At 36.4% G+C, this 25,620-nt stretch carries 24 protein-coding genes; 15 read left to right on the forward strand and 9 right to left on the reverse strand.

Annotated elements, in window-relative coordinates:
• Positions 1-309: 309 nt before the first annotated feature.
• From BC008_RS39815 to BC008_RS39835, 5 genes are all read left to right on the forward strand, one after another.
• Complete coding sequence (locus tag BC008_RS39815) at positions 310-1,275, forward strand: tetratricopeptide repeat protein (RefSeq protein ID WP_027845897.1); 966 nt, start codon at positions 310-312, stop codon at positions 1,273-1,275.
• A gap of 249 nt (positions 1,276-1,524) precedes the next feature.
• The gene (locus BC008_RS39820; protein WP_027845898.1) at positions 1,525-1,791 is read left to right on the forward strand and encodes a hypothetical protein; all 267 of its coding nucleotides are present in this window, start codon (positions 1,525-1,527) and stop codon (positions 1,789-1,791) included.
• 8 nt (positions 1,792-1,799) lie between these two features.
• Positions 1,800-2,024, forward strand: coding sequence for a hypothetical protein (locus BC008_RS51895; protein WP_027845899.1), 225 nt, complete (start codon positions 1,800-1,802; stop codon positions 2,022-2,024).
• A gap of 175 nt (positions 2,025-2,199) precedes the next feature.
• Positions 2,200-2,688 carry a NifU family protein gene (locus BC008_RS39830; protein WP_027845900.1) on the forward strand — a complete coding sequence of 163 codons (489 nt, stop codon included), beginning with the start codon at positions 2,200-2,202 and terminating at the stop codon, positions 2,686-2,688.
• A gap of 146 nt (positions 2,689-2,834) precedes the next feature.
• Positions 2,835-4,058, forward strand: a complete 1,224-nt coding sequence (locus tag BC008_RS39835) for an NHL repeat-containing protein (protein ID WP_058184586.1) — start codon at positions 2,835-2,837, stop codon at positions 4,056-4,058.
• 58 nt (positions 4,059-4,116) lie between these two features.
• On the opposite strand, the gene BC008_RS39840 is transcribed toward BC008_RS39835, so the two are convergent.
• Entirely contained in the window at positions 4,117-4,599 is a 483-nt protein-coding gene (locus BC008_RS39840) for a lysozyme inhibitor LprI family protein (protein ID WP_036267712.1), read from the reverse strand.
• Positions 4,600-4,994: 395 nt separating this feature from the next.
• Here BC008_RS39840 and hypF point away from each other — a divergent pair, with 395 nt between their 5' ends.
• Both hypF and BC008_RS39850 read left to right on the forward strand, forming a co-directional pair.
• A complete protein-coding gene (gene hypF, locus BC008_RS39845; protein ID WP_027845903.1) occupies positions 4,995-7,418 on the forward strand; it encodes a carbamoyltransferase HypF in 2,424 nt (807 codons plus the stop codon).
• Positions 7,419-7,432: 14 nt separating this feature from the next.
• Positions 7,433-7,687, forward strand: a complete 255-nt coding sequence (locus BC008_RS39850) for a HypC/HybG/HupF family hydrogenase formation chaperone (protein WP_027845904.1) — start codon at positions 7,433-7,435, stop codon at positions 7,685-7,687.
• On the opposite strand, the gene BC008_RS50915 is transcribed toward BC008_RS39850, so the two are convergent.
• On the reverse strand, positions 7,652-7,963 hold the full coding sequence (locus tag BC008_RS50915; protein WP_153009739.1) for a hypothetical protein: 312 nt from the start codon (positions 7,961-7,963) through the stop codon (positions 7,652-7,654). The genes BC008_RS39850 and BC008_RS50915 overlap by 36 nt on opposite strands.
• Between BC008_RS50915 and hypD the strand changes: the two genes are divergently transcribed.
• From hypD to BC008_RS39885, 7 genes are all read left to right on the forward strand, one after another.
• Complete coding sequence (hypD, locus tag BC008_RS39855) at positions 7,935-9,080, forward strand: hydrogenase formation protein HypD (RefSeq protein WP_036267181.1); 1,146 nt, start codon at positions 7,935-7,937, stop codon at positions 9,078-9,080. The genes BC008_RS50915 and hypD overlap by 29 nt on opposite strands.
• 76 nt (positions 9,081-9,156) lie before the next feature.
• Entirely contained in the window at positions 9,157-9,372 is a 216-nt protein-coding gene (locus BC008_RS39860) for a tautomerase family protein (protein WP_027845274.1), read from the forward strand.
• 696 nt (positions 9,373-10,068) lie between these two features.
• Positions 10,069-11,172, forward strand: a complete 1,104-nt coding sequence (hypE, locus tag BC008_RS39865) for a hydrogenase expression/formation protein HypE (protein ID WP_027845273.1) — start codon at positions 10,069-10,071, stop codon at positions 11,170-11,172.
• Positions 11,173-11,349: 177 nt separating this feature from the next.
• Positions 11,350-11,691 (forward strand): hydrogenase maturation nickel metallochaperone HypA, encoded by a 342-nt coding sequence (gene hypA, locus BC008_RS39870; RefSeq protein ID WP_027845272.1) that lies wholly within the window; start codon positions 11,350-11,352, stop codon positions 11,689-11,691.
• On the forward strand, positions 11,682-12,518 hold the full coding sequence (gene hypB / locus BC008_RS39875) for a hydrogenase nickel incorporation protein HypB (protein WP_027845271.1): 837 nt from the start codon (positions 11,682-11,684) through the stop codon (positions 12,516-12,518). Before hypA ends, hypB begins: the two co-directional genes overlap by 10 nt.
• A 455-nt stretch (positions 12,519-12,973) precedes the next feature.
• Complete coding sequence (locus tag BC008_RS39880; RefSeq protein WP_058184588.1) at positions 12,974-14,809, forward strand: polysaccharide deacetylase family protein; 1,836 nt, start codon at positions 12,974-12,976, stop codon at positions 14,807-14,809.
• Positions 14,810-15,682: 873 nt separating this feature from the next.
• The gene (locus tag BC008_RS39885) at positions 15,683-16,867 is read left to right on the forward strand and encodes a hypothetical protein (protein ID WP_063800855.1); all 1,185 of its coding nucleotides are present in this window, start codon (positions 15,683-15,685) and stop codon (positions 16,865-16,867) included.
• A 241-nt stretch (positions 16,868-17,108) separates the two neighbouring features.
• Here BC008_RS39885 and cobA read toward each other — a convergent pair whose 3' ends face one another.
• From cobA to BC008_RS39910, 5 genes are all read right to left on the reverse strand, one after another.
• Positions 17,109-18,770 (reverse strand): uroporphyrinogen-III C-methyltransferase, encoded by a 1,662-nt coding sequence (cobA, locus tag BC008_RS39890; RefSeq protein WP_027845270.1) that lies wholly within the window; start codon positions 18,768-18,770, stop codon positions 17,109-17,111.
• Between the two features lie 346 nt (positions 18,771-19,116).
• A complete protein-coding gene (locus tag BC008_RS39895; RefSeq protein WP_027845269.1) occupies positions 19,117-19,419 on the reverse strand; it encodes an MGMT family protein in 303 nt (100 codons plus the stop codon).
• Between the two features lie 237 nt (positions 19,420-19,656).
• Positions 19,657-20,118, reverse strand: coding sequence for a tetratricopeptide repeat protein (locus tag BC008_RS39900; protein WP_027847006.1), 462 nt, complete (start codon positions 20,116-20,118; stop codon positions 19,657-19,659).
• A gap of 122 nt (positions 20,119-20,240) precedes the next feature.
• Positions 20,241-21,170: a homogentisate phytyltransferase gene (locus BC008_RS39905; protein ID WP_027847005.1), complete on the reverse strand. Its 930-nt coding sequence runs from the start codon at positions 21,168-21,170 to the stop codon at positions 20,241-20,243.
• Positions 21,171-21,452: 282 nt separating this feature from the next.
• Positions 21,453-22,295, reverse strand: a complete 843-nt coding sequence (locus BC008_RS39910) for a methyltransferase domain-containing protein (protein ID WP_027841722.1) — start codon at positions 22,293-22,295, stop codon at positions 21,453-21,455.
• A gap of 146 nt (positions 22,296-22,441) precedes the next feature.
• Between BC008_RS39910 and BC008_RS39915 the strand changes: the two genes are divergently transcribed.
• A complete protein-coding gene (locus BC008_RS39915; RefSeq protein WP_027841723.1) occupies positions 22,442-23,776 on the forward strand; it encodes a TrkH family potassium uptake protein in 1,335 nt (444 codons plus the stop codon).
• 210 nt (positions 23,777-23,986) lie between these two features.
• On the opposite strand, the gene BC008_RS39920 is transcribed toward BC008_RS39915, so the two are convergent.
• Together BC008_RS39920 and BC008_RS39925 are read right to left on the reverse strand one after the other, a co-directional pair.
• A complete protein-coding gene (locus BC008_RS39920; protein WP_027841724.1) occupies positions 23,987-24,178 on the reverse strand; it encodes a hypothetical protein in 192 nt (63 codons plus the stop codon).
• 22 nt (positions 24,179-24,200) lie between these two features.
• On the reverse strand, positions 24,201-25,583 hold the full coding sequence (locus BC008_RS39925; RefSeq protein ID WP_027841725.1) for an HNH endonuclease domain-containing protein: 1,383 nt from the start codon (positions 25,581-25,583) through the stop codon (positions 24,201-24,203).
• Positions 25,584-25,620 lie beyond the last annotated feature (37 nt).

The following is a 25,620-nucleotide window of genomic DNA, read 5'->3' on the forward strand; positions in this document are numbered from 1 at the left end:
AACAACTCGAGAATTTTGGAACACTGCGAGAAGCCATGGAGCATGTCTTGACTTTAGCGTCCTAGCTAACCTGGCGGTTGCTATAATAAAGATTAGAGTTTGTTTTAATTCCTGATTTTGTAATACCAAGGTTGAATTAGAACTATTGGTTGTTTTAGGTAAAAAAGATACTCATTTATAGAATTCATAACGCCATACAGCAACCAATTTTTGGGTTAGGAAAATTTTTCTCTCTTCCCTGTTTACTGTTTCCTGTTCCCTTTACATAACCTTACTGCTATTAATTCACCTGCGTCGAGGAAATTGGTAATGATCCCCAGTATGACAGATTCAGCTGTTAAAGCAGCGATGAAAGCTATTACCGAAACTTCAGCAACCACATCAGAAAAAATTGAGATGCTGATTGAGATCGCACAGGGGGTTCTTAAAAAGCCCAAAACTGCTAATGATGTATGGAATGCAGTTGCACTGTACGATAAAGCTGATGAACTATGTCAAGGGGAACATCCTCTTCTAAAAGCTCGAGCTAAACTAGGTAAAGCCAATGCTTTAAGGACAATTCCAGATAATGGAACACAATTACTTTTACAAGCTAAAACCAATTACCAAGAGGCTTTACCAGTTTTACAAGAGTTAGCTTCACCCCCAGAATTAGCAGAAGCACAAATGAATTTGGGTTTGGTATTGCAATCACTTATACCGTTTAAATTAGCTCAATTTACGGAATGCATCCAAATTTATCAACAAGCTTTGCGAGTCTTTACCTATCAAGAGTACCCCCAGGAATACGCTATTTTGCATAATAATATTGCGATCGCATATCTTTCTATGTCTACAGGTTCGCAACAACAATATTTATATGAAGGTTTAGCGGTACAGTCATTTGAAACTGCATTGAAGCACATTAACCTGATCGAACACCCGAAAGAATATGCAATGTTGCAAAATAATCTGGGTAATGCACTGCAATATTTACCATCTTCCCATCCCTTCAAGAATAATTTGCGGGCTGTTACCGCTTATGACGAGGCGCTAAAAATACGTAACGCTCAAGATACACCTTTAGAATATGCAAATACAATTGCGAATAAAGCTAATGCTCTAATTAACTTACCAGATAATCCAGAAAAACCGGAATCAGGAAATAGTAGAAATCTCCAAGAAGCAATTAATTATTATCAACAAGCATTTGAGATTTTTATTAAAAATAAACAAGATGAACAGGCACAAGTTGTCAGTCAAGCATTACAAGAATTGGAAGCCGGGAATGAGTAATAAGTAATAAGTAATGAGTAATGTTGACGTAGGTGAGGCGCGTTAGCATTCGCCGCTCGCGGCGCGGTCTAGCGGGACACGTAAGTGTACACAGCGCACAGTAACGGGTAACGGGTAATGGGTAATTGGTAATTGGTGATAAAGAAATTAAATAAATATTAATTCTATATAGTGTTTTAGTTTTTCTTTGTGTAACTCCTAGAAGTAAATATCTTTATTCTGTAGTTGCTATTCAAAAGGAGAAAAAATATGTCTGAAATTTTGGCTAACCCAACAGTACAAGAATTAGTGACGAATTTAGCCGCTGGTGAAATCAATTTAACTACAGGATTAGTGTGGTTAATATTGGCAGCACTTGTATCTTTAACTGGTGGTGCTATTGGGGGAATGATTTTAGCCGGAAAAGATTTGGGCTATAAGTTCTCCGCTATTCTTGGTGGAATATTTGGTACTGCTAGCGTAATTCCCGCAACACTTGTAGGTTTATTTGTTCTCAATTTCTTAGCTGATTTATAGGAGGATTTATGTTAGAGATTGGCTGGTTTTCTACCAAGTTATTTTTTAAAGGCAAAATGCTAAGAGATCCAATCTACTTTTTCCAACAGATTGGAATTGGTTTTAGTATTTCCCTGTTATTACTAATGTGGTTGTCCCAAACTTCAATTCCTTTTTGGGGTACAATCGCAATATCTAGTTTCATTCCTGGGAGCATGATGCCATTCTTACTTAAGGATTTCAAAATTAAGTAATTATTAGGTATTGGGGATTATGGATTGGGAATTGAATATTACACATCAAACAAATAGTTCTTTCCAGGTCTCAAACATTTTCTACGGGTAACTCATTACCTTTCCCGATTCAAAAGCACGGGTTTTCTCTTCTTCCCAAAATATCTCTTATGAATTTTTATCATACCGAACAAAAATGAATGATACTGAATTGGAACCTGCAAGCATTGATGAATTGGTAAAGGAAATCAATCGCTTTGAAACTATTATTTCTGAATGGGATGAAAGCCAACGGTGTGTGGTAGTTGGTATACAAAGGGCTATTGAAGACTTGCATAAAGAAGCATTGACACGATTGATTAAGAATATCAAACAAGAATCAATGCCAGTTTTACGTCAAGCTGTTGAAGATGAGGTTGTCTACGGAGTGTTGCTATACCACGGACTAGTTAAATCTCCCTTACAGCTACGGGTTCAAACAGCTCTTGATCAAGTTCGACCGCGCCTACAAAGCCATTATGGTGATGTAGAATTGGTTTCAATCAAATTACCAGATACAGTGGAAGTCAGATTGACTGGAACTTGTAGTCATTGTTCTGCCTCTGAGTTAACCCTATCCCAACTTGTTGAAGAATCTATTCAAGACCACTGTCCTGAAATCAAACAGGTTATTGCAGTTCGATAAAGAAACGACTTAAATCTCATTCTCCCTCCATAACAAGATTTAAGTTTTAAGGTTTTTTACTGTTCCTCCTTAAAAGGAGGATTTTCAACCCTCAAGAATTTCACAGTTAATTTAGACAGTTAATTTAGCTCGTTGATTTATTTCCTATGTCCGATTCCCCATGTTCTATACCTATTTCCCATACCCCTCTAATGTCACCTAAAGGTGCGGCAGTTATTTTAGGACATAGTATTAAGCCAGGGGAATTAGCTATTCCGATCGCACCAAGCAAAATAAATATGTTTGGACCTCGAGGAGCTTGTTTAATATCGGAAAATGGTCCTTTGTGGGTTGCAGATACAGGACATCATCGCCTATTGGGATGGCGAAATATTCCGGCTACCGATTATCAACCGGCTGATTGGGTAATCGGACAACCAGATTTTTGCCATGAGGGACAAAATGCTAAAGGTATAGCAGGAAAAACAACTTTTAGTGTTCCCACAGGTATATGTAAATTTGGAGAAGGTTTAGCAGTCGCCGATGCTTGGAATCATAGAGTTTTGATTTGGAGAACCTTACCAGAAGATAATAATGTTCCAGCTGATCTAGTTTTAGGTCAAGCTAATTTTACTGATAACCAGGCTAACCGAGGTCAAAAAGATGCTGCCGCCAATACCTTAAATTGGTGTTATGGTGTTTTTTCCATTCACAATAAATTGTTTGTTGCCGACACTGGGAATCGACGAGTATTAATTTGGCATCAGTTACCGGAAGAAAACGGTCAATCTGCAGACTTAGTCTTAGGACAACCTGATATGATTTCTCACAATGAGAATGGTGGTGATCGCCCTTCAGCATCAAGTATGCGCTGGTGTCATGACATTACCTTATGGGGAGAGCATCTGGTTGTAACTGATGCAGGCAATAATCGCGTTATGATCTGGGAAGGAATACCAACAGCAAACAATACTCCTTGCAAAGTAGTTTTGGGACAAAAAAACTTTATTTCTGTAGAAATGAATCAAGGGGTTTATTTTCCTAATGCTAGTAGTTTAAGTATGCCCTATGGAGTTGCTGTAATTCAGAATCAAACTCAAAGTCAAACTCAAAATAAAAACCAAGATTGGTTATTAGTTGCAGATACGGCAAATTCTCGATTATTAGCTTGGAAAAAACCCTCGTTGATAGAATCTTTGCAGGGAAAAGCAGCTGATATTGCGATCGGACAAAACAACTTTCAAAGCAAAGGAGAAAACCGAGATTATGGATTACCAACTAGAAATAGTCTTAATTGGTCATACGGAATTAGTACATGTGGTAACAAGACAGTAATCAGCGATTCAGGCAACAACCGCATTTTAATATATTCCCCTCTTTCTTTTCTCTAAAGAGGATGTATTGGGAAGACCACGGACGACATACTTGAGCACCTAAAATAAGTGCAAATTAATTAGCAGCTTCGGTTATGTACTGCTTTAATTTTTTTGTCCGTGCTTGTGTAGTTTCTCCTAAACAACCATAATAAATAGTAGGAGCCAGTGTACCTCCCTCAACCGAACTTCTTTCAAAATCACAGCTAGTATCGCGAAATCTTATCCATACCTGCTGTGCTGCGACCAGTTTTTTGCGTCTTGATTCCTGTAATTTTGGTAGCAACTCTTGATAGGCTTGATTCAATTTTTTATCGTCTTCCTTATAAGATATTTGAGCGCATTGATTCATTTGTTGCTGATTTAAATTTCCAGCATCATCGCAGTTAAGTCCTTGAGCTATAACTGTTTCTTTTACTGGCGTTAATTCTGATGTTTCTTTTGTTTTTGATACTTGTGATGCTTGAGGTATTTCTGAGGTTTTCTCTAGCTTAGTAGTAGTTTTTGCAACGCAACCTACAGATACAATGCATATTAAAACGGGTAATATTCGGCGCATAGAATCATCCCATAATCTTGCACTAATAAGATAAAAGCATAAAAAATAACCATATGTTTGAAAAATTTACATTGCTTATTGGCTTTGATTAACACATTAAGAATATTGAAATTAATACTGAGATATTAAAAGTAATTAATGTTTTATGATGCGAGATGTTAATACTCAAGGGACACAATAGCCTCACTGCGGCACTTTAGCACCTATAGCAACCAACAATGAATAAAATAAACATATTACTCTTGTTCCCTTTTCGTTGTTAAGCAAGATATGATGTCCTAACCTATACACTGACTCCTATGTTACTGAATTGACATTTGTTTATAATGCTTAAACCTTTTGTAAATACTTAAACTTATGCGCTTCACATCCTACACAATTAATCAAAATAAAATATGCCTATAGAAGAAATTAGAATTTGCGGTACAGTCCAAGGAGTAGGTTTTCGTCCTACTGTCTATCGTCTTGCTAAAGCTTGCGAATTAAAAGGAAATATTTGCAATGATGGTGAAGGGGTTTTAATTCAAGCATCTGGTAGTAAAACATCTATAGAAAAATTTATCCATAGGTTGTACGCAGAATGTCCGCCATTAGCAAAAATTGATCGACTCAAACGAACTCCCTATCAAGGAAAATTTGACTATGATGATTTTGTCATTTCTGACAGCATCACTACAAAAGTCAAAACAGAAATAGCTCCCGATGCAGCAACTTGTCCCCAATGTCAAAAAGAAGTCTTCGATCCACTCAGCCGTTACTATCGTTATCCTTTTACCAACTGTACTAATTGTGGTCCGCGTCTGAGTATTATTCGTGCTATACCCTATGACCGTGACAACACGAGCATGGCAGCCTTTTCTATGTGTCCGCAATGTAAGCAAGAATATAACGACGTGACAAACCGTCGCTTTCACGCCCAACCTGTTGCTTGTTATACTTGTGGTCCTCAAGTCTGGTTGGAGCGTGCTGATGGTAAACCCATTACAGCAGCGATGTTTTCAATGGTAGATGACATTGATGCTGTTTGTAGCCTGTTGCAGAAAGGTGAAATAGTAGCAATTAAAGGTTTAAGTGGATTTCATATAGCTTGTGATGCGACCAATGAAGCCGTAGTGCAAAAACTACGCGATCGCAAACGACGCGTTCGTAAGCCTTTTGCTTTAATGGCAAGAGATATAAAAATAATTGAAAAATACTGTATTCTCAATCCAAAAGAACGAGAATTACTTGAAAGTCCTGCAGCACCCATTGTGTTATTGGGGATTAGGGAATGGGGATTGGGGAATGGAAATCGGGAAATTAGTAGTCAAGAAAAGTTTCCTGCGATCGCTAAATCCGTCGCACCGGGTCAAAACACTTTGGGTTTTATGTTACCTTATACGCCCTTACATCACTTAATATTGCGACGGATGGAGCGTCCAATTGTTTTAACTAGCGGTAATATTTCTGATGAGCCACAATGTATTGATAATAATGAAGCAAAAACCAAATTAAATAAAATTGCTGATTATTTTATCTTCCATAACCGAGATATTCTCAATCGCGTAGATGACTCAGTTGTTCGAGTGGTTAACGATAACTCAAAGGGAAATACACAAAGTAAAAGACTTTTAACTCTGCGTCGGGCTAGGGGATATGCACCAGCACCCCTTAATTTACCACCTGGATTTAAAAAAGTAGCGCCAATTCTCGGTATGGGTGGAGAGTTAAAAAATACTTTTTGTTTATTACAAAATGGACGAGCAGTTTTATCCCAATATTTAGGCGATTTAGAAAATGCTGCCACATTTCAAGCCTATCAAGAAGCATTACATTTATATTTGAATCTATTCGAACATCACCCCAAGATCATAGCTATAGACAAACACCCAGAATATCTTTCCAGTAAACTGGGAAAAGAACTCGCGAATGCGAATCAAATAAAGTTAGAAAATATCCAACACCATCACGCTCATATTGCTGCTTGTATGGCAGAAAATAATATCCCTTTAAATACTTCTCCGATTTTAGGTATTGCTTTAGATGGCTTAGGTTACGGCGAGGATGAAACTATTTGGGGTGGAGAATTTTTATTAGTAGATTACCGCCAATTTACCCGCCTTGCAACCTTTAAACCTATAGCAATGATTGGTGGAGAAAAAGCTATTTATCAACCTTGGCGTAATACCTATGCTCATTTAATATCTGATTTCAATTGGCAAGAATTAGAACAAAAATATAGCAACTTAGAAATTATCAATTTCCTAGAATCAAAACCACTATTCTTGCTGAATCAATTACAACAAAAACAAATTAATTCTCCCCTCGCCTCATCAGTAGGACGCTTATTTGATGCGGTCGCAGCAGCTATCGGTATTTGCCCAGAAGAATGTAGCTATGAAGGACAAGCTGCTATAGAAATGGAAGCATTAATTAACAATAAAAATTTAGAGAATTGTGAAAAAAATCAAACTTATCCTTTCCAAATCAAAAACTTAGATAAAATTTACTATATGGACCCACATCCCATGTGGAAAGCCTTACTAAATGATCTCCAATTTCATGTAGGTCAACAAATAATTGCGACAAAATTTCATTTAAGTTTAGCGAACGCTATTACACGAATCGTTGATTTACTCCGCCAAAAATATCCTATAGATCGAGTTGCACTCACAGGAGGAGTATTTCAAAACAAAACTTTGTTACAACAAACAACCAGATATCTCAGTTCCTTAGGAATAAAAATATTAACTCATAGTTTGATTCCACCAAATGATAGTAACTTGTCTTTAGGACAAATAGTAATTGCAGCAGCAAGAAATGTTAAAGAAAAAAGTTAACGGGGAACAGAAAAATGTGCTTAGGAATTCCCGGTCAAATTATAGAAATTAATGACACCAACGATAAATTAGCAACTGTCAGCATCGGTGGAGTCAAACGCCAAATTAACATTGCTTGCATCGTAGATGAAGAACATCCTCCTCAATCCTGTGTTGGGGAATGGGTGTTAGTTCATGTTGGTTTTGCTATGAATCGTATTAACGAAAAAGAAGCAGCAGAAACATTAGAGCTATTAGAAGAAATGGCGGAATTGATGGTTGATTATTGAAGAGGTAATTGGTAATTGGTAATAAGTAATAAGTAATAAGTAATGAGTGATGAGTGATGAGTGATGAATTAATTTTTCTGACTCCTGACTTCTGACTCCTGACTTCTGACTTCTGACTTCTGACTCCTGACTTCTGACTTCTGACTTCTGACTTCTGACTCCTGACTTCTGACTTCTGACTTCTGACTCCTGACTCCTGACTTCTAACTCCTGACTCCTGACTTCTAACTCCTGACTTCTAATAAATATGAAATATGTTGATGAATTTCGCGACAATTATAAATGTGAAGCCTTATTGTGGCAAATAGGAAAACTATCTCACATGATAGGTAGACCCCTAAAAATTATGGAAGTCTGTGGGGGTCACACTCATTCGATTTTTAAATATGGAATTGAGGAGATTTTACCAAATACAATTGAATTAATTCACGGTCCTGGTTGTCCGGTATGTGTAATGCCGAAAGGTAGATTAGATGATGTTATTTCTATTGCTGAAAATTCTAATGTTATCTTAACAACTTTTGGCGATGCCATGCGAGTGCCTGGTTCTAAAAATAGTTTGCTACAAGCGAGAGCGAAGGGTGCAGATATTCGTATGGTTTACTCACCCTTAGATTGTCTGCAAATTGCTAAAGATAATCCCGATAAAGAAGTAGTATTTTTCTGCATTGGTTTTGAAACTACTGCTCCTAGTACTGCTTTAACTATTTTGCAAGCAGCAGCGGAACATATTCCAAATTTTAGTATGTTTTGCAATCACGTACTTGTGATTCCTGCTCTAAAAGCATTACTAAATAACCCTGACTTACAGCTCGATGGTTTTATTGGACCCGGTCATGTGAGTATGGTTATAGGAACTCAACCGTATGAATTTATTCCCCAGAAATATCACAAGCCAGTTGTAGTTTCCGGTTTTGAACCTGTAGATATTCTCCAGTCAATTTGGATGTTGTTGTGGCAATTTTTAGAAAAACGTTGTGAGGTTGAAAACCAATATAACCGTCTAGTAACAGAAACTGGAAATCATCAAGCTTTAGAAGCAATTAATCGAGTATTTGAAGTTCGAGAAACTTTTGAATGGCGAGGTTTAGGTGAAATACCTCATTCTGGGTTAAAAATTCGTTCCGAATACGATCAATTCGACGCCGAACAAAAATTTACTATTCCCTATTTTACAGTTGCTGACCATAAAGCTTGTCAATGTGGGGAAATCCTTAAGGGAGTATTAAAACCTTGGGAGTGTAAAGTTTTTGGAACTGCTTGCACTCCAGAAAACCCAATTGGTGCTTGTATGGTTTCTTCCGAAGGTGCTTGTGCAGCTTATTACAAATATGGGCGATTATCTCAAATTCGTAATGCTGATCGCTCCATTCCGGAAAAATTAATCAAATAAAATAAATTTAAGTTAAAAAAATCGCTGAAAAATCTTCCTACTTATCTTAATAAGAACTATTATTTGAGGATTTATTATGCCATTTGTTACAGTTCAAATTGCTAAAGGTCACTCCATTGAAAAGAAGCGAGAATTAGCAAAAGCAATTACTGACACTTTGGTTGCGACTATGGGTACAAAGCCTGAATGGGTAACCGTTCACATTGATGAGTTTGAACGAGATAATTGGGCTGTTGGCGGTACGCTCCACTCGGATAAACACAAAGGTAGACACCTTGAAAAAGGTGTTTAATTGGAAAAGGTGTTTAGAACTAATCAAAATATTAACTGTAAAATATTTTAAATTTGAGGTGCATTAGTTTTTAAATTAATGTACCTTGAAAACCTAAAATTATAGCAAATGCAATTACGGGCTGCTAACTTAAAAGATATTGAATTTATTCTTAAGCAAGAAAACCGAGATGAATTCATTAACTTTGTTTTTTAATGGACCAAGGAAGAATATACACGAAACTTAAATCATCCTGACAAGCAATATTTCATCATTGAAAATAGTTCTGCCGAAACAAAAGGTTATGCTATTATATCTGGTTTAACATCTTCTAATAGTTTTATTGAATTAACTCGAATTATTATTACTGAGCCAGGAAAAGGATATGGGAAAAAAGCATTAATACTCATACTAAAAAAATATTTGAAGAGCACAAAGCCCATAGCTTATATTTGGACATAATTGAAACAACCAGCGTGCTATAAATATTTATCAATCTCTTGGTTTTAAGGAAGAAGGAATATTACGGGAATCTGTAAAGTGAGAGAATTAATATGATTCATTAGTACTGTTCTCAATGCTAGGAAATGAATATTTTCTAATTTACAAATGATTAAAATAAGTCATAAGTTGTAAGCGGTCAAAATCAAAGTCATTAAAAAAACAAATTAATCCTATTAAGTAGTTTTACTCTGTATTTAAGAACAGGAAATTAATATGAAAATAACTTCACATAATGCATCACATAATTCGTTATTTCAAAATATAGAAAGAGTCCGCCGTCGCCGAGGTAAAGTACGCGAGCGTAACATCACCCTCGCACATGGTAGTGGTGGGAAAGCCATGCAAGATTTAATTGATGATATTTTTGTTGATACTTTTGATAATCCGATTCTTTCCCAGTTAGAAGACCAAGCAAGTTTTAATATCGCAAGTTTAATGGAACATGGGGATAAACTGGCTCTTACCACTGATTCCTATGTTGTAGATCCTTTATTTTTTCCTGGCTCTGATATTGGGGAGTTAGCTATTAATGGAACTGTTAACGATTTAGCTGTTAGTGGTGCTAAACCCTTATATCTTACTTGCAGCGTTATTTTAGAAGAAGGATTTTCTGTAGAAACTTTACGACGTGTCGCCACAAGTATGAAAAGTGCGGCAAAAAAAGCAGGCGTTCAAATAGTTACTGGTGATACTAAAGTTGTCCACCGTGGTGCGGCAGATAAACTATTTATCAATACCACCGGAATCGGCATAATTCGCCCTGATGTTTGTATCTCTGCCAACAATATTCAACCTGGAGATGCGGTAATTATTAATGGTGAACTAGGGAATCATGGTGCTGCTATTTTAATTGCCCGTGGGGAGTTAGCTCTAGAAACTGATATTGAAAGTGACTGTCAACCACTACATGATTTAGTCAAAACAATCCTTGATATTTGTCCTGAAGTTCGTGCAATGCGGGATGCTACTCGGGGTGGTTTAGCAACGGTTGTAAACGAATTTGCTCTGAGTTCTAATGTGGGAATTCGCTTAAAGGAAGAATGTATTCCCGTATGTGAAGAAGTCAAAGGTGTTTGCGAAATTCTTGGTTTAGACCCCTTATATCTTGCAAATGAAGGTAAATTAGTAGTCGTCGTCGGATCTAAAAATGCCGAAACTGTTTTAGCTGCAATGCACTCCCACCCCTTCGGGAAAAATGCTCGGATTATTGGCGAAGTCATTTCCTCACCGACCGGTGTAGTCCTATTAAAAACTAGTTTCGGTAGCGATCGCATACTGGATATGCTTGTTGGCGAGCAACTACCGAGAATTTGTTAATTGTTAATTGTTAATTGTTAATTGTTAATTGTTAATAGGTAATTGGTAATGGGTAATGAGTAATGAGAATTACTTAATAATTACCAGTCACCAATCTCCAATCCTTGGTCCCTAATACCCATATGCCGCAAGGCGGCGGGCGGGCTATCCCCAGTCGCTAATCGCTAATCCCTAATAATGCACGAACTTGGAATCACTAAAAACATTGTGGCTATTGTCACAGAACACGCTCAAGGAAAGAAAGTAAATCGCGTGTTATTAGAAATTGGTCAACTTTCAGCAATTATGCCTGAATCTGTACGATTTTGCTTTGATGTGGTGTCTCAAGGTACTGTTTTAGCCTCAGCTAAACTGGAGATTTTAGAAACTCCCGGTGTAGGACACTGTTGTGAATGTGGAGCGGAATTTACTTTAGAGCAATATGTTTTTAGATGTAATTGTGGAAGCTCAAAAATAGACGTAGTTGCCGGTGAAGAATTAAAAATTAAAGAAATAGAAGTGGAGGAAATATGTGTGTAACTTGTGGCTGTTCTGATAATGGAAATACAAAAATAACCGATCTCCACAAAGGTGAAGTAGAGACAATTCATTCTCATACTTTAAGTGATGGTACAGTCATTACCCATTCTCACAGCCACGAGTACCATGCCAAACCAGCTTCAGAAATTCATGCTCAGCAGCATGGTACAACTATATCTTTAGAAAAAAATATTCTGGCTAAGAATAATTCAATTGCAGCCCAAAATCGCAGATGGCTCAATCACAGAGGTATCCTAGCATTAAACTTAATGAGTTCTCCTGGTGCGGGGAAAACTACCCTTTTAACTCGTACTATTAATGATTTAAAACAACATTTGAGTATTAGTGTGATTGAAGGGGATCAAGAAACCTTCAATGATGCAAAAAAAATTCAAGAAACTGGTTGTCCTGTAATACAAGTCAATACGGGAACAGGTTGCCATCTAGATGCGACAATGATACAGAAGGGTTTGCAAAAACTCCAACCGCCCAATAATTCCTTAGTGGCGATCGAAAATGTAGGAAATTTAGTTTGTCCTGCTTTATTTGATTTAGGAGAGAACTTCAAAGTTACCATACTTTCTGTAACTGAAGGAGAAGACAAACCAATCAAATATCCCCATATTTTTCGTAGCAGCCAAGTTATGATTGTTACGAAAATTGACTTAATCCCATATCTACAATTTAACCTGGAAAGTTGTATAGAATACGCACGTCAAATCAACCCACAAATTAAAATATTTCAGTTGTCAGCATATACTGGCAATGGTTTAGAAAGTTGGTATAATTGGATTGTTAAAAATGCTACTAATAAACGTTCAGCTTAAAACTTAAAAAATTGAAAACTTGAAAAATTGAAAACTTGAATTTTTAATTCAAGTCAAATTATATGTAAATGCGATTGGAATTTAATTAATGATTTCATCGCAAATTATTTTTGCTCTGTAATATATTTCAATTCAATCTCAATTTAATTGCTACATACTAGGAGGCAAATACATATGCTGTAAAGCATTACATTTACCTATCCTTCAGTTTGGTGTGTTGCATCTAAAGATTAGGCGACAGCTTAAATAGTTTTAAATCAGAGTTTTAAGTTAGATTTCTTGACACTTAAGATTTCTATAAACGATTCCCTATTATTTATCAATAATTTCTTAATTACTCCTTATTCTCTTCTTTATCGCCTAACAGCGAAATCTTATTACGAGAATAATATAATTGCATGTGTTTGCAACGGTTGAGTTTGGTTCTTATTTGCTAACATTTTTTAGCTATAAACATGGTGCCTAAAAATAATAAATCTTCCCGACCAAATAAACGTTACAGATACGTTGCTTTCTTCGGTCTTGCATTGGTAGTTCCAGGTTTAGTTCTTCCTTTAAGTTTATTTATTAGTCGAATTGGTAATTTTTCTTTATCATTAAATGAATTAGAAGTACCTAAGACTTTAAACGTTAATAATTATATTAAAAAGCCACTTGCATTAGAGCAATTTTGCGATAAATACGAAACTGTCGGGAGGAATTTTGAGCCCGATAACGATAAAACATCAGTTGCAGCAGAAATAACCTTCAAAAGTACTGATTACCCCGATACTTTGACTTTGACAGCTGCACCTTTCCCAAATATCCATGAGCGAGCGCAAAAAGCTAAAGTTCCGGTAGTCATGTATCATGACATCCTACCGAAGAAGGAAGTATTTTTTGACGTTACCCCTAAAGAATTAGAAGCGGATTTTGAACTAATTAAATCAGAAGGGTTAACCCCCATTAGCTTACATCAACTAATTACTCATTTACGTACTGGAAATCCCTTACCAGAAAAACCGATTCTATTAACCTTTGATGATGGTTATGGGGGTCACTACGAGTATGTTTATCCTTTATTGCAAAAATATAACTATCCAGCTGTATTTTCTGTTTACACCAAAAATATGGGGATCGATACAGGTCGTTCCCATGTAACTTGGGAGCAATTAAAAATAATGTCAAAGTCTCCATTAGTTACAATCTCCAGTCACAGTAAAACCCACCCTCAAGACTTGACAAAGATGTCTGATGAGGAACTCCAGGAAGAAATCGTAGAGTCTAAAAATATTCTGGAAAGGGAATTAGGGGAATCTATTGATTACTTTACTTATCCAGCCGGGAAGCACAATGATAGAGTAAAAGAGCTTGTTAAAGAAGCCAGGTATGTAGCTGCATTAGCAATGGATGACAATAAGGAAATATTTGCTGGTGAGTCTAAAGACTTATTTGCAATCGGTCGTTTTGGTCAGTCTAGTTTAGAGGAAATTGTTAAGCAAGCTTCAGGTGGTCCATCATTACCAAAGTGTGGTTTCGACTTCCAAGCAACAATCCACAAAGAAAAAGTTAGAATTGGTAGAACTCCCCTAATCTTAATTTCTGGCGGTAAACCTGAAACTATTCATGCTGATACTCGCTATCAGGTTCCAGACATTATCAAAAATACAGGTGCTGTTGCTGCAGTAGATGGTGGTTTCTTCTCTCTTAAATACCTCAACTCCAATGTGATGATTGGACCAGTTTTAAGCCAACGAGGTGAAGGTTTTATTCCTGGGAATCCTGGAGAAATTCCCAAATTAACAGGTCGTCCTCTAGTTTTGATTAACAACAAAATGGCAAAATTTGTGTTTTTTAATTCCGAGAAACATAACACCTTGGAAGGGATACAATCGGAACTAAATTCTGTTAATGATGCTTTTGTCGCTGCTGCTTGGTTAGTCAAAAACGGAGAACCTCAACCTAGAGAAACATTTGGTGACCTTTATGGTTTTGACGCAATACGTTTCCGGGCTTTTTGGGGTATTAATCAAAATGGACAACCAACTATTGGAGTTAGTGCAAAACCAATTGATTCAGTAAGACTAGGAAAAGTATTAGCTGAAGCTGGTTTACAAGAAGCAGTGATGTTGGACTCTGGTGCAAGTACTTCCTTAGCTTATAAGGGTGAATCGCTGGTGGGATACAAACCCCGTCCAGTTCCTCATGTAGTTGCTTTATTTCCAGCTAATACTCCTATTGAGTCTTCAGAAACGGATGAAAATTTAAGTAAACAAGAAGATAATGGGAAACAAAAAGCAGGGAACAGGTAGACATCACCTTTTTCCTGGTCCCTAATAAATAAAAATATTGGGTTTAAGTCCCCCACAAGCGTTGATGGTAAATGTTGGTGGGGGTTTTCAAAGCCCCATCACACGCATTCACTGTTCCGTTTTTGTTTATTTATTTTGTTTATACAGCACTTTGCAAGTAAATGAGGTACATTTCCCCTGTTCCCTACATTATAAAAAATATGTGTACTTCACTTAAATGAAATCAGTTGTATGTAAAAATCGTGGAACTTTTTAATTTAATTTTTAGTTAATATTTTACTAGTTCATTAAAAGCTCTACAATATCGGTTCTTACCTACGGTACGCTTACGCGTTCATCTTTGATGCGGCTAACACGAATGATTTAGGATTGCTATACAAGTAATATCAATATAAAAGCTAATTCTTATTTATGTTTTAATTGAAAAAAATTTGTGATTCCTTCTTTGTCTAATTTTTATTTAAATTCTTATACTACTTATAGTAAAATTAAATGTATTTACCTTTGTGCTTTTTTTGCTCAGTTTTAGTCTGTAACTAAGCCCGTCAGTACGACAAAGCAGTCAAAAATGTCACATAGTTTTAACATTAACTTTTGATATTATTAAAACAATCAATTATTTTAATTCTTTATTGTCGTTTTATTACGTCCACACTTTTCAGAATCTATTTGATAGTTAATATTTGGGGAAATTGTTTTAAATTTTACGATACTTAAATTAATACATCTTAATTGCAAGGTATTACATTTAACAACTTAATCCTAGCTAAATTGAATCAGTATAAAAAAATGACAGAAGATTAGATTTTTTAGTCATCTGATGGATGTATATTGTTACTAAATGTTCCCTACCTTAAATTTTTAAATATCTGCATGTTTCAAATAGTTGATATTACTAGAACTCCTTCGTCTGAGCGCATGATTGAACTTTGGGGAAAGCGTTACACAGTTGACATATCTTCTCTCTCCCAAAATCCTAAATTCTATGGAGAATTGATAAATGCAGCTTCGCCGGAATCTCGATCTCTAACAGCTGCTAAATTATTGAATAATTCCTTAGATCGCACAACCAATCAGATTGCCACTCAAGCACAATCTCTATACGACTATATCCCCGAGATTATTGGTGAATTTCATATGGGGCAGCGAATTACTGAATTCGCGTTTCAAATTTATCAAAGATTATTAGAGTCCTATCAACAGCAGTATGGAGTTGTTGTCAACACTACAAAAAATCTAAAAGCAACAATCAATGACTCTGATCAATTTAATCTTACCTTATCTACAATCCCAAAAGTAGAAGATTTAGCAAATCAATTAGAAGCTTTGCTGTTTAAATATCAAGACTTACACTTGATGGCAAAAAATTGGCGTGTGGTTGGCTTTCTTACAACATTATTCAATTTTACAAACAAATTTCTTGTCAACCAGTTGACGTCAGTTGAAAAAGTATTGGTATGTCCTTACTTTAAATTTATTGAAGAACATGTCGCCATTCCCTGGCAACGAATCTGTGCAGCAGCAGCCCAACATGAACGAGACTCAGAGCCTTTAGCTTTAGTTGAACAAATGTTTCCTCAAACCTCTGAAATTAGCTCGACAGTTTACTGGAAACTTTTAGAATCGTTTCCCGCTCATCGTAGTGCAAGAGGAGGATTGGGCAATCCAGATGTAGCACACTCTTGTCTTCGTGACTTCGACATGTTCCAAGCTTACTTGTGGCTATGTGTACTAGAGGGAAATCAGCAATCTGTAAAACAGGAATTGGTACGCTTGTGTGTAATGGTTATGCCAAATGTTGGAGTGAGATGGGAAATGATAGATAAATCCAAACAAATCTTATTTGAACAGATAGAAAAACGCACCTCTCCAAAATACAAACCTCTTTTGCTAAATTACACTCAAAATATTGAAGCAGAGTTTTACCACATGCGTAAGGAAATGTGTCAAAAGGATGAGTTAGTCGAAGTTCCTTTTTACCCCGAAGAAGACTCAAATTATCATCCGATGACGGGAGAAACTGATTCAGCACTATTGAAAGCACAATTGGAACCTTGATTTTCTCCACAGCCCACTTTTACCTGTTGCTATTACCGCTGACCAGGTAGCTCGGAGTAATCTTTCTGCATGATATCTTTTGAATATAAACCAGTGTTTTATGATGGGAATTTAACGATTGTTGAGTGTTGGTACCCATCCTCAAAAATATATATAAATCTACAATTTTGCGTAGTTTTTATGAAATGCAAATAAACTATCGATAAAGACGTAGCATTGCTACGTCTCTACATTTTGATTACTAATTGTGTGAGTAATTTGTAACCCATTCAATGAGTGCTTGATGTAACCCATCTAGGGTATGTTCTTGTGCCTCAACATCAACGCGCCCAATTAAGGAATTGCAGGTTTTAGAAGTTTGTGGACCAATAGAAGCAATACAAACTCCTTCTAAACAATGGGACAACAAAGATGATTGGGTATCTCCAGTATTTTCAGCAAATATTTTTTCTGCTAATTCATAGAAAAATGCTACGGTTTTAGAACTAGCAAAAGTAATCACATCTACCGCTCCACTTTGCAAAGCCAACTCAGCGGAAGGAGGAACACCCTGGGGACAACAAGATTGGTAAGCTGCAACTTCTAGTACTTGTGCACCCTGTGCAGTCAATCCCCTAACTAAAACTTCCCTACCACCACTTTCAACTCTGGGGAACAAAATCTTTTTACCTGTTAGTTCTTCTGGAAAATGTTCTATTAAAGAATCAGCAATGAAATTTGGTGGAATAAAATCTGGTTGTAAACAACGTTTTTTAAGGCTTCGAGCAGTTTTTTCCCCCACTACAGCAATTTTAGTATTAACAAGTGCGCGTATATCTTTACCCCGTGCGATCAATCTTTCAAAGAAATAATCTACACAATTAACAGAAGTCAAAATTAACCAATGGAAATCAGCTAAATTCGCGATCGCAGCATCTAAAGCCTCCCAGCTAGAAGGTGGAGCAATTTCCAATGCTGGCATTTCAATAACATTGCCACCTGATGTACTTAAAAGTTTTTTAAATTCACTTGACTGTCCAGTGGCACGGGTCACTAGAATTGTTTTACCATTAAGGGGAAGCTGCGAATTTTTAGAAGTAACAGCTTGTGAACCGGTAGATCGGGGTTTTTCTGTTTCATGAATAGCCATTTTCTTCGAGTGTAATGCTCGCTTAAGTGGATTCCTTAGATACATAGTCTCAAATTCTAGAAACGAGCGTAACCCCACGACCTCACCAATAACAACCACTGTTGGTGAGAGATTTATTCCGGATACTTTTTTCAGAATAGTTTCTAAGGTTCCCGTCCACACTTCTTGTTGTGCTGTTGCAGCCCAACGAATAATAGCAATTGGTGTATTTTGTGAACGCCCATGTTGTTGTAGTCGCTTCACTATTTCAGTAATGTTGCGTCCACCCATCAAAACTACTAATGTGTCTATTTTTGATAGTGCTTCCCACTCAAGGTTATTTGGTTCGTGACCGCTAAATACAGCAAAACAGTGGCTGAGAACTTTATCAGTGAGAGGAATCCCTGTCAATAAAGGTGCAGCTAAAGCCGAGGAAATTCCAGGTACGACTTCAAATTCACAATCTTCTTTGCGCAAAGCATTAATTTCAATTGCACTGCGTCCAAAAATAAATGGGTCTCCTGACTTCAGTCGAACGACTTGTTTACCTTCTTGACAATACTTAACTAATATTTGATTAATTATATTTTGGGGAGTACTAGGTTTTCCACCGCGTTTACCTACATCCAACTTCAAGCAATTATTTGGTACCAAATCCAGTAAACTAGCATCTACAAGGGCGTCATATACCAATACATCAGCATGATCTAAAAGCTGATAAGCCCTCAAACTTAAGTATCCTATATCTCCTGGTCCAGCACCTACAAGGTAAACCTTACCCTTATGTTCTCCCATTCACCTATCACCAGTTGTCAGTTAAAGTTGTCAGTTAACAGTTTATGGCTTGCGCCACGCCCTTACGGGCTACAGTTAATGCGCAATACTTACAGTACCCTTACACTAGATTGCGCACGCAATACCTAGAGCTTTTATGGCGACGGCAGATCCGCAGGTAAGGCATTGCTATTGCTACGCTAACGGCGCAAGCCGCGTGCATTCGTCTTTAGACGCGTCCAAACCGGTACGCTTACACTAGCCGCTAACGGTTCTCAGTTAGCAATTAACGATAACCAATTATCCATTAGCAATCCTCAGTCGCCGTCGCTATATGCCGCAAGGCGGCACGCAGTGCTATCCCCAACTACCACTTATACTTGTTGAGATTAATTTTGCCTTCTGCACTAAATTCAATACCTTCATTTTCAAGTAAATTTCGTTGCAGATAGTCCATACCTCGACGTAGTGGAGAATAGGAAATTTCACCTTTAGCATTGATTACCCGATGCCAAGGAATATCTGAATCCTTATCAACTTGATAAAGAGCATAACCTACCAAGCGCGCTTTACCATAGAGTTCAGCTAAATCAGCAACATTACCATAAGTAGTTACTTTTCCCTTAGGAATCTGGCGCACTACTTCATATATCCGCTCGTATGTAGACATTGTTCTCAGTTATCATTTACTCATTACTTGTTACTTGTTACTTATTACTTATTACTCATTACTCATTACTCATTACTTATTACTTATTACTCATTACTTATTACTCATTACTCATTACTTATTACTTATTACTTATTACTTATTACTTGTTACTCATTACTTATTACTTATTACTTGTTACTTGTTACTTATTACTCATTACTTATTACTTATTACTTGTTACTTATTACCAATCCCCTACTTCTGACTAATTTTCTGCAATAATTCTTCAACTTTCTTAGCTTTTATTGGTTGGCGTTGTGCTTGTAATAATTCCTGGGCTTTTTTGAGATTACTAATTGCTTCTTCTTTCTTTTCTTCTTCCATCAAAGCATTACTTAAACGTAAATAAGCTTCAGCTTTTTTCGGTGCACGATTAATGATTTCTTTAAATTCAGTAGCAGCTTCTGCAACTTTACCTTGTTTCATCAAGCTATCACCTAAGAATAGATGAACAACATCATTTGTTGAATTAATTGCAATTACTCTACGAAATGCAGCTTCTGCACCTTTATAATCTTGTTGCTGATATAAATCTATGCCTTTCTGAAAGCGATTAGAGGTGATTAAAGTCTTAATAGCAAAGTAAATTAAGAGAACTATACTACCCGCAACTACAGCAACCGCAAAAATATTATTTGATTGTAAATTTTCCAGCATCATTTTCAATTATTACGTCTTGATAGTAAGGGTAAAAAATTTTGTTTTCCCAAAATTTAGGAATTAAAGAACTAAATTAATAACAAGTAGCGATTGAAATAACTACTAAGAAGTTAGTTGATTTAAGCCAAAAGACACGCAAAAGGAAAAATCAAATATTCAACAAAGAATAACTTCCAAATAAATTGGTAGTAACTAGTTGTATCAATTTTGTCTTGCAAATCTAGGTCTCTACTTTTAAACCACATTAAAATCAACGCAGTTAAGTGGGAAAACATTAGAAAAGAGGAGTTAACAAACTCAAGATCCAAAAACCCAACTAAAATTATGCCGACATAAGAGACGCTTAAAACCCAACGTGCCAAATTAAAAACAGTTTCTTTTCCTAATTGAATAGTAAAAGTAGTGATATTGTACTCAAGATCGCCATCAACATCAGGGATATCTTTAAAAATAGCGATCGCAAAGGTAAAAACTAGGATAAACCAAGTTAGTGCCCAAACTGGTGGTGGAATAATTTGTGATTGTTTAAATACCCAACTAAAGTGCAGAAATAAACCCAAGTTTACAATGGTTCCTCGCACTGAGAAAATACATAATGCAGCTAAAAAAGGATAACGTTTTAAGCGAATTGGTGGTGAAGAATAAGCGGTACCAATTGCCAAACTAATAGATACCATTCCCAACAGAAACGGACTCAGATACCAAGCAAGAAGCAGAGATAAAATACCTGTACTTGTAACAATTATCCTACCTGTACGCAGCGATAATTCTCCCGAAGCAAGTGGTAAATGTGGCTTGTTAATTCTATCAATCGCCACATCTTCAAGCTGATTCAATCCGACAATATAAATATTTCCAAGCAAACAAGAAATCCAAGTACCAAAAAACACTCCTAACTTTAATTCAGAATCTGGTAGTAAAGAAATTACTATCAAATATATGCCTAATACGCTTAAGGTTGTACCAATAATCGTATGTGGGCGGGAAAATTTCCACAAAGAATAAAACCAATTACTTTGAGATCTTAATTGTTTAGTTATTTGACTCATGATTTGGGGATTAGCGTTAGCGGTAACGTGGTGTTAGCCATATGGTGATAGCACTGCGTGCCCGCCATGGGGATTAGAGATTGGCGTTAGCGCAGCATATAGCGACTGGGAAATGAATAACTCATTACTCATTACTCATTACTCATTACTCATTACTCATTACTCATTACTTATTACTTATTACTCATTACTCATTACTCATTACTTATTACTCATTACTTATTACTCATTACTTATTACTCATTACTTATTACTCATTACTTATTACTCATTACTTATTACTCACTTCGTCCCGTAAAGTAAGCCAAAGCGAATTAACCCACTTTTGTAACCTTCGCTCATTAAACCTAAAGACAAAGCAGCTTGTATTGTGTCCCAACCAGATGTCAACAAACCGAAAATTGCTTTGGGATTGAAGGCTGATTGAATCACTAAATCCCAAAATGGCGCTACAGCTTGCGACCAATCAGCAGTACGAATATTGTTTAAAGAGATATTCCGAGCGATCGCTTCATATTCTGGTAAAGAAATCACGTAAGGTAAGTGATAAACCCGATAAATTTCAGCTAAATGTTTTTCTTCTTGTGCTGTTAGGGGTAATCGATCCGTAGGTCGATGACACCAAGTTACTACGATAAGTTTTCCGCCAGGTTTGAGCACGCGATAGCATTCTTGGATAAACTTGGTTTTATCTGGCATATGTTCGCCACTTTCAAGTGACCATACCAAGTCATAAGAATTATCTGCAAATGGCATTTCTTGAGCATCTGCAACTTGAAAATTTGTTCTAGCAGCAAAACCTAGTTCACGAGCGCGTTGGTTTGCTCGTTTCGCTTGTACCGGACTTAAAGTAATACCTGTCGCCTTAGCACATAATTTTGCTGCAAGATATAAACTGCTACCTCCTATCCCACAACCTACATCTAAAATGTTTTCTGCTTGTTCTACCCCCGACCAACTAAGTATTTCCTCAATCAGGTCTATTTGTGCTTGTTTGCGGTCTTTTTCCTCTTTACCATCTACACCATAGAAACCATGATGCATATGTTCGCCCCAAGTTTCTTCCCATAATGAAGAAGAAGCATCGTAAAATTGCTGGATTTGTTGGTATATTGTTGCACTCATGAAGTAAGCAATGTTAAGAAAAGTTAGAATTTAAAACTACATAAAGTTAGGCTACCATGTGTTTTTATTTGAATTAGGGTGTTTTTCTCCGTCGGGATAGTACCAACTAAATCATCCTGTATAATCATTTGTTTTTGTATTTTTAAATGACTGTTTCTCGTACAATTTGTTTTGGTTTTCTCACAGTTATTGCTGTTGGGACTATTTTATTGATGATGCCTTTTTCTACCAGCAGCGGTAATTGGAATAACCCTATTGTTGCTTTATTCACGGCTACTTCGGCTGTTTGCGTTACTGGTTTAGCTGTGGTGGATACTGGCACATATTTTTCATTTTGGGGTCAACTGTTCATTTTGCTGCTAGCTCAGATTGGTGGTTTGGGTTATATGACCACTACGACCTTTCTGATTCTGCTAACTGGGCGTAGATTTGACCTCAGACAGAAGATGGCTATTCAGCAAGCTTTAGACCGTAGGGGGATGCAAGGTAGCGCCAAAATTATTCGTTCGATTATTGCTACTACCCTAATTTTTGAGATTACAGGCATATTATTATTACTTCGGGGATTCGTACCCGAACATGGATGGGCTAAGGGACTATGGCTAGCTATTTTCCATAGCGTTAGCGCTTGGAATAATGCTGGTTTTAGCCTGTTTGCTGATAGCTTGTCGGGATATCAGTCTTCAAAACTAGTGATATTGACTATTAGTGGGTTAATTATTTTTGGCGGTATTGGTTATCAAGTAATTTTAGAAACTTTTGTTTGGTTGCGCGATCGATTTCAGGGAAGAAGAGAAAATCAAATTTTTTCTTTAGATTTTAAAGTAGCTATTAGCACCACTGTATTTTTGTTAGCAGTTGGAACTGTTGCATTTTTTGGTGTGGAATTAAGAAACATTGAAACATTAAAAAGCTTAAATTTTGACGGAAAGTTTTTAGCAGCTTTGTTTCAATCAGTTACTACTAGAACTGCTGGTTTTAACAGTATTGATATTGGTAGCATGACTAATACCGGGTTATTTATCACAATAGCTTTTATGTTTATTGGTGCATGTCCTGGTGGTACTGGTGGGGGAATGAAAACAACCACCTTGAGAGTGTTAACTAGTTGTACCAAAACTATTTTGCAGGGAAAAGAGGAGGTTTTGCTGTATAAACGTAGAATCCCAATTCCTTTGGTCCTCAAAGCCATTGGTGTTTTAGTTGGCTCAGTTGCAACAGTGATTGTTGTTACTACTGTTATTTCCCTTACTGATTCGAGTTTATCATTTTTAGAAATATTCTTTGAAGTAGTATCTGCCTTTGCTACAGTTGGTCTTTCAACTGGTATTACTGCTGCTTTATCAATTCCAGCTAAGTTGATTTTAGTTGTCACCATGTATATTGGTAGAGTTGGGGTGCTGCTATTAATGTCTGCGATTCTTGGCGATCCCCGACCTACTAGTATCCACTATCCTGAGGAAAATTTACTTGTGGGATAGATATAGCGCTACGTGCAAGTAAAAAGTCATTAGCATCGCGTGTCCGTAGGACATAAACTTACTATATATAGACTTTAGGATTTATAAATGTCCTAACCTCGCGATGTAGTGCTATACAGGTTTTAGTACGTCTATGAAGAACAGCATTTAGCAATGTCCTAAACTAATTACGTAGTGCTATACATTTAATAAACAGAGAAATAACAAATTCTAAGCTTTACGATGCATAGCCTTACGAGTTAAATTGATCGCAGATGATAATATTTCTGCTGCACATTTAATTTCTTCGTTTGTTGTAAATTTACCGATACCAATTCGCAGCGCTCCTTCCATCACCTCCAGTGGTAAATCCATTACTTTGAGCACGTGGGAGGGAGTTTCTATACCGGATGAGTTATTCATCTGACGTACTTAATTTAGTCAATTATGTATTCTGATATGACCAATCTGCCATAAAGCCCTGTGTAGTAGCCAAAGATAATAGAGGAAGAAATGTATTTCTATATGCAGAATGAAGAATCTCTAAATCAAGCAAGTTATTTTGATCTGATATTTTTAAGTCAGTTAGATATGATTCAATATATTTATTCCATTGTCTTTCTGGAAGATGCTCAGAAGAAATCATCAAACCAATATGCTGAAGTTCAACGAATTTAATAAAATACTTATCTACTGATGGGATATTATTCGATTTACTAGAATTAACTGATGGAATTGTCGGAATCAAATTCCAAAGCTGATCGTGAGCAACAAAAGACCAAGGTAAATAATGGTCAAGAGATAAATTGTCTGTATTTAAAGCAAAGTTAGAGTAAATACAGTGAGCCTCTGTATTTTCTAAAACAAGTTTCCAGAATTTAGTCTGACTTGTTAATGATTCTCTTTGCTGTGGGGGAAATAGTTTATTTGCGATCGCTGGTACATTTGGATTACATCTTTGCATATAGCAAAGCCATTTCCAAGATACCCAGCCTCTAATAACTGAATAGTTTTCTGCAATATATTCTACCCAGTCTTGATGTAAAACAATTGCCGTACAATTTTTTAATTTTTGAGAGTCAAAGCAATAAATAGGTTTTGTTAATTCAAATTTATCATAGGTTAGACTGACAAGAATTTGATTTATTTTTGCATCTGCTAAACCCTTAGTTTCTGAGGTAAAAAACGGACGAATAAGGCGAAAGGGAACATACCTACTTATAAAATTAATAATGTCATCAATGTTTTGATAATGAAGTGTTTTTCGTAAAAACTTTTTATCAGCATCTCTAAATTTTAAGATTGGCCCGCTAATTTCTAAGTTTAGAGAATCTAATTTATTTGTAACTTGGTCTTGCCTTCCAAAGGAAAGTTTAAAGTAAGTGTGAGGATACCAAGCATTTGCCAACATCTCTACAACTATTTCTCGAAAGCTAATAGGTGATAATGTATCAAATTTTCTTCTTGCGATGATATCTAATATTGAGAGAAAAAATAGATACTTGTAAGAGTTAGTTGTATTGTGAAAAACTTGAGACAATATTGAGACATTAACTCGTTCTGATTGAGGTAGCTTTTGTTCTGAATTTATCTGAGTTGTGTGTGTCACATTTCCTAAGTATGCTTCTACAAAATCTGTCGCAGCAGATATGTTGATATGTCGTAAAGTTTGAACAATCTCCACCACTCTTTCCGCTGTAGGGTCTGTACGTTCATGAAACCAACGAAAGACAATGGGACGTTCAACACCCAACTCTCTAGCTAATAGGCTTTGACTAATGTTGTAAGACTCTAATACTTTCCTTAGTGCTCGACCTGCTTTTCCCATACTTCCAGTGATTAAATAGCAGGTGGTATTTTAACAT

Origin of the sequence: Mastigocoleus testarum BC008, assembly GCF_001456025.1 — a bacterium.
In the GTDB taxonomy this organism is placed as follows: Bacteria; Cyanobacteriota; Cyanobacteriia; order Cyanobacteriales; family Nostocaceae; genus Mastigocoleus; species Mastigocoleus testarum.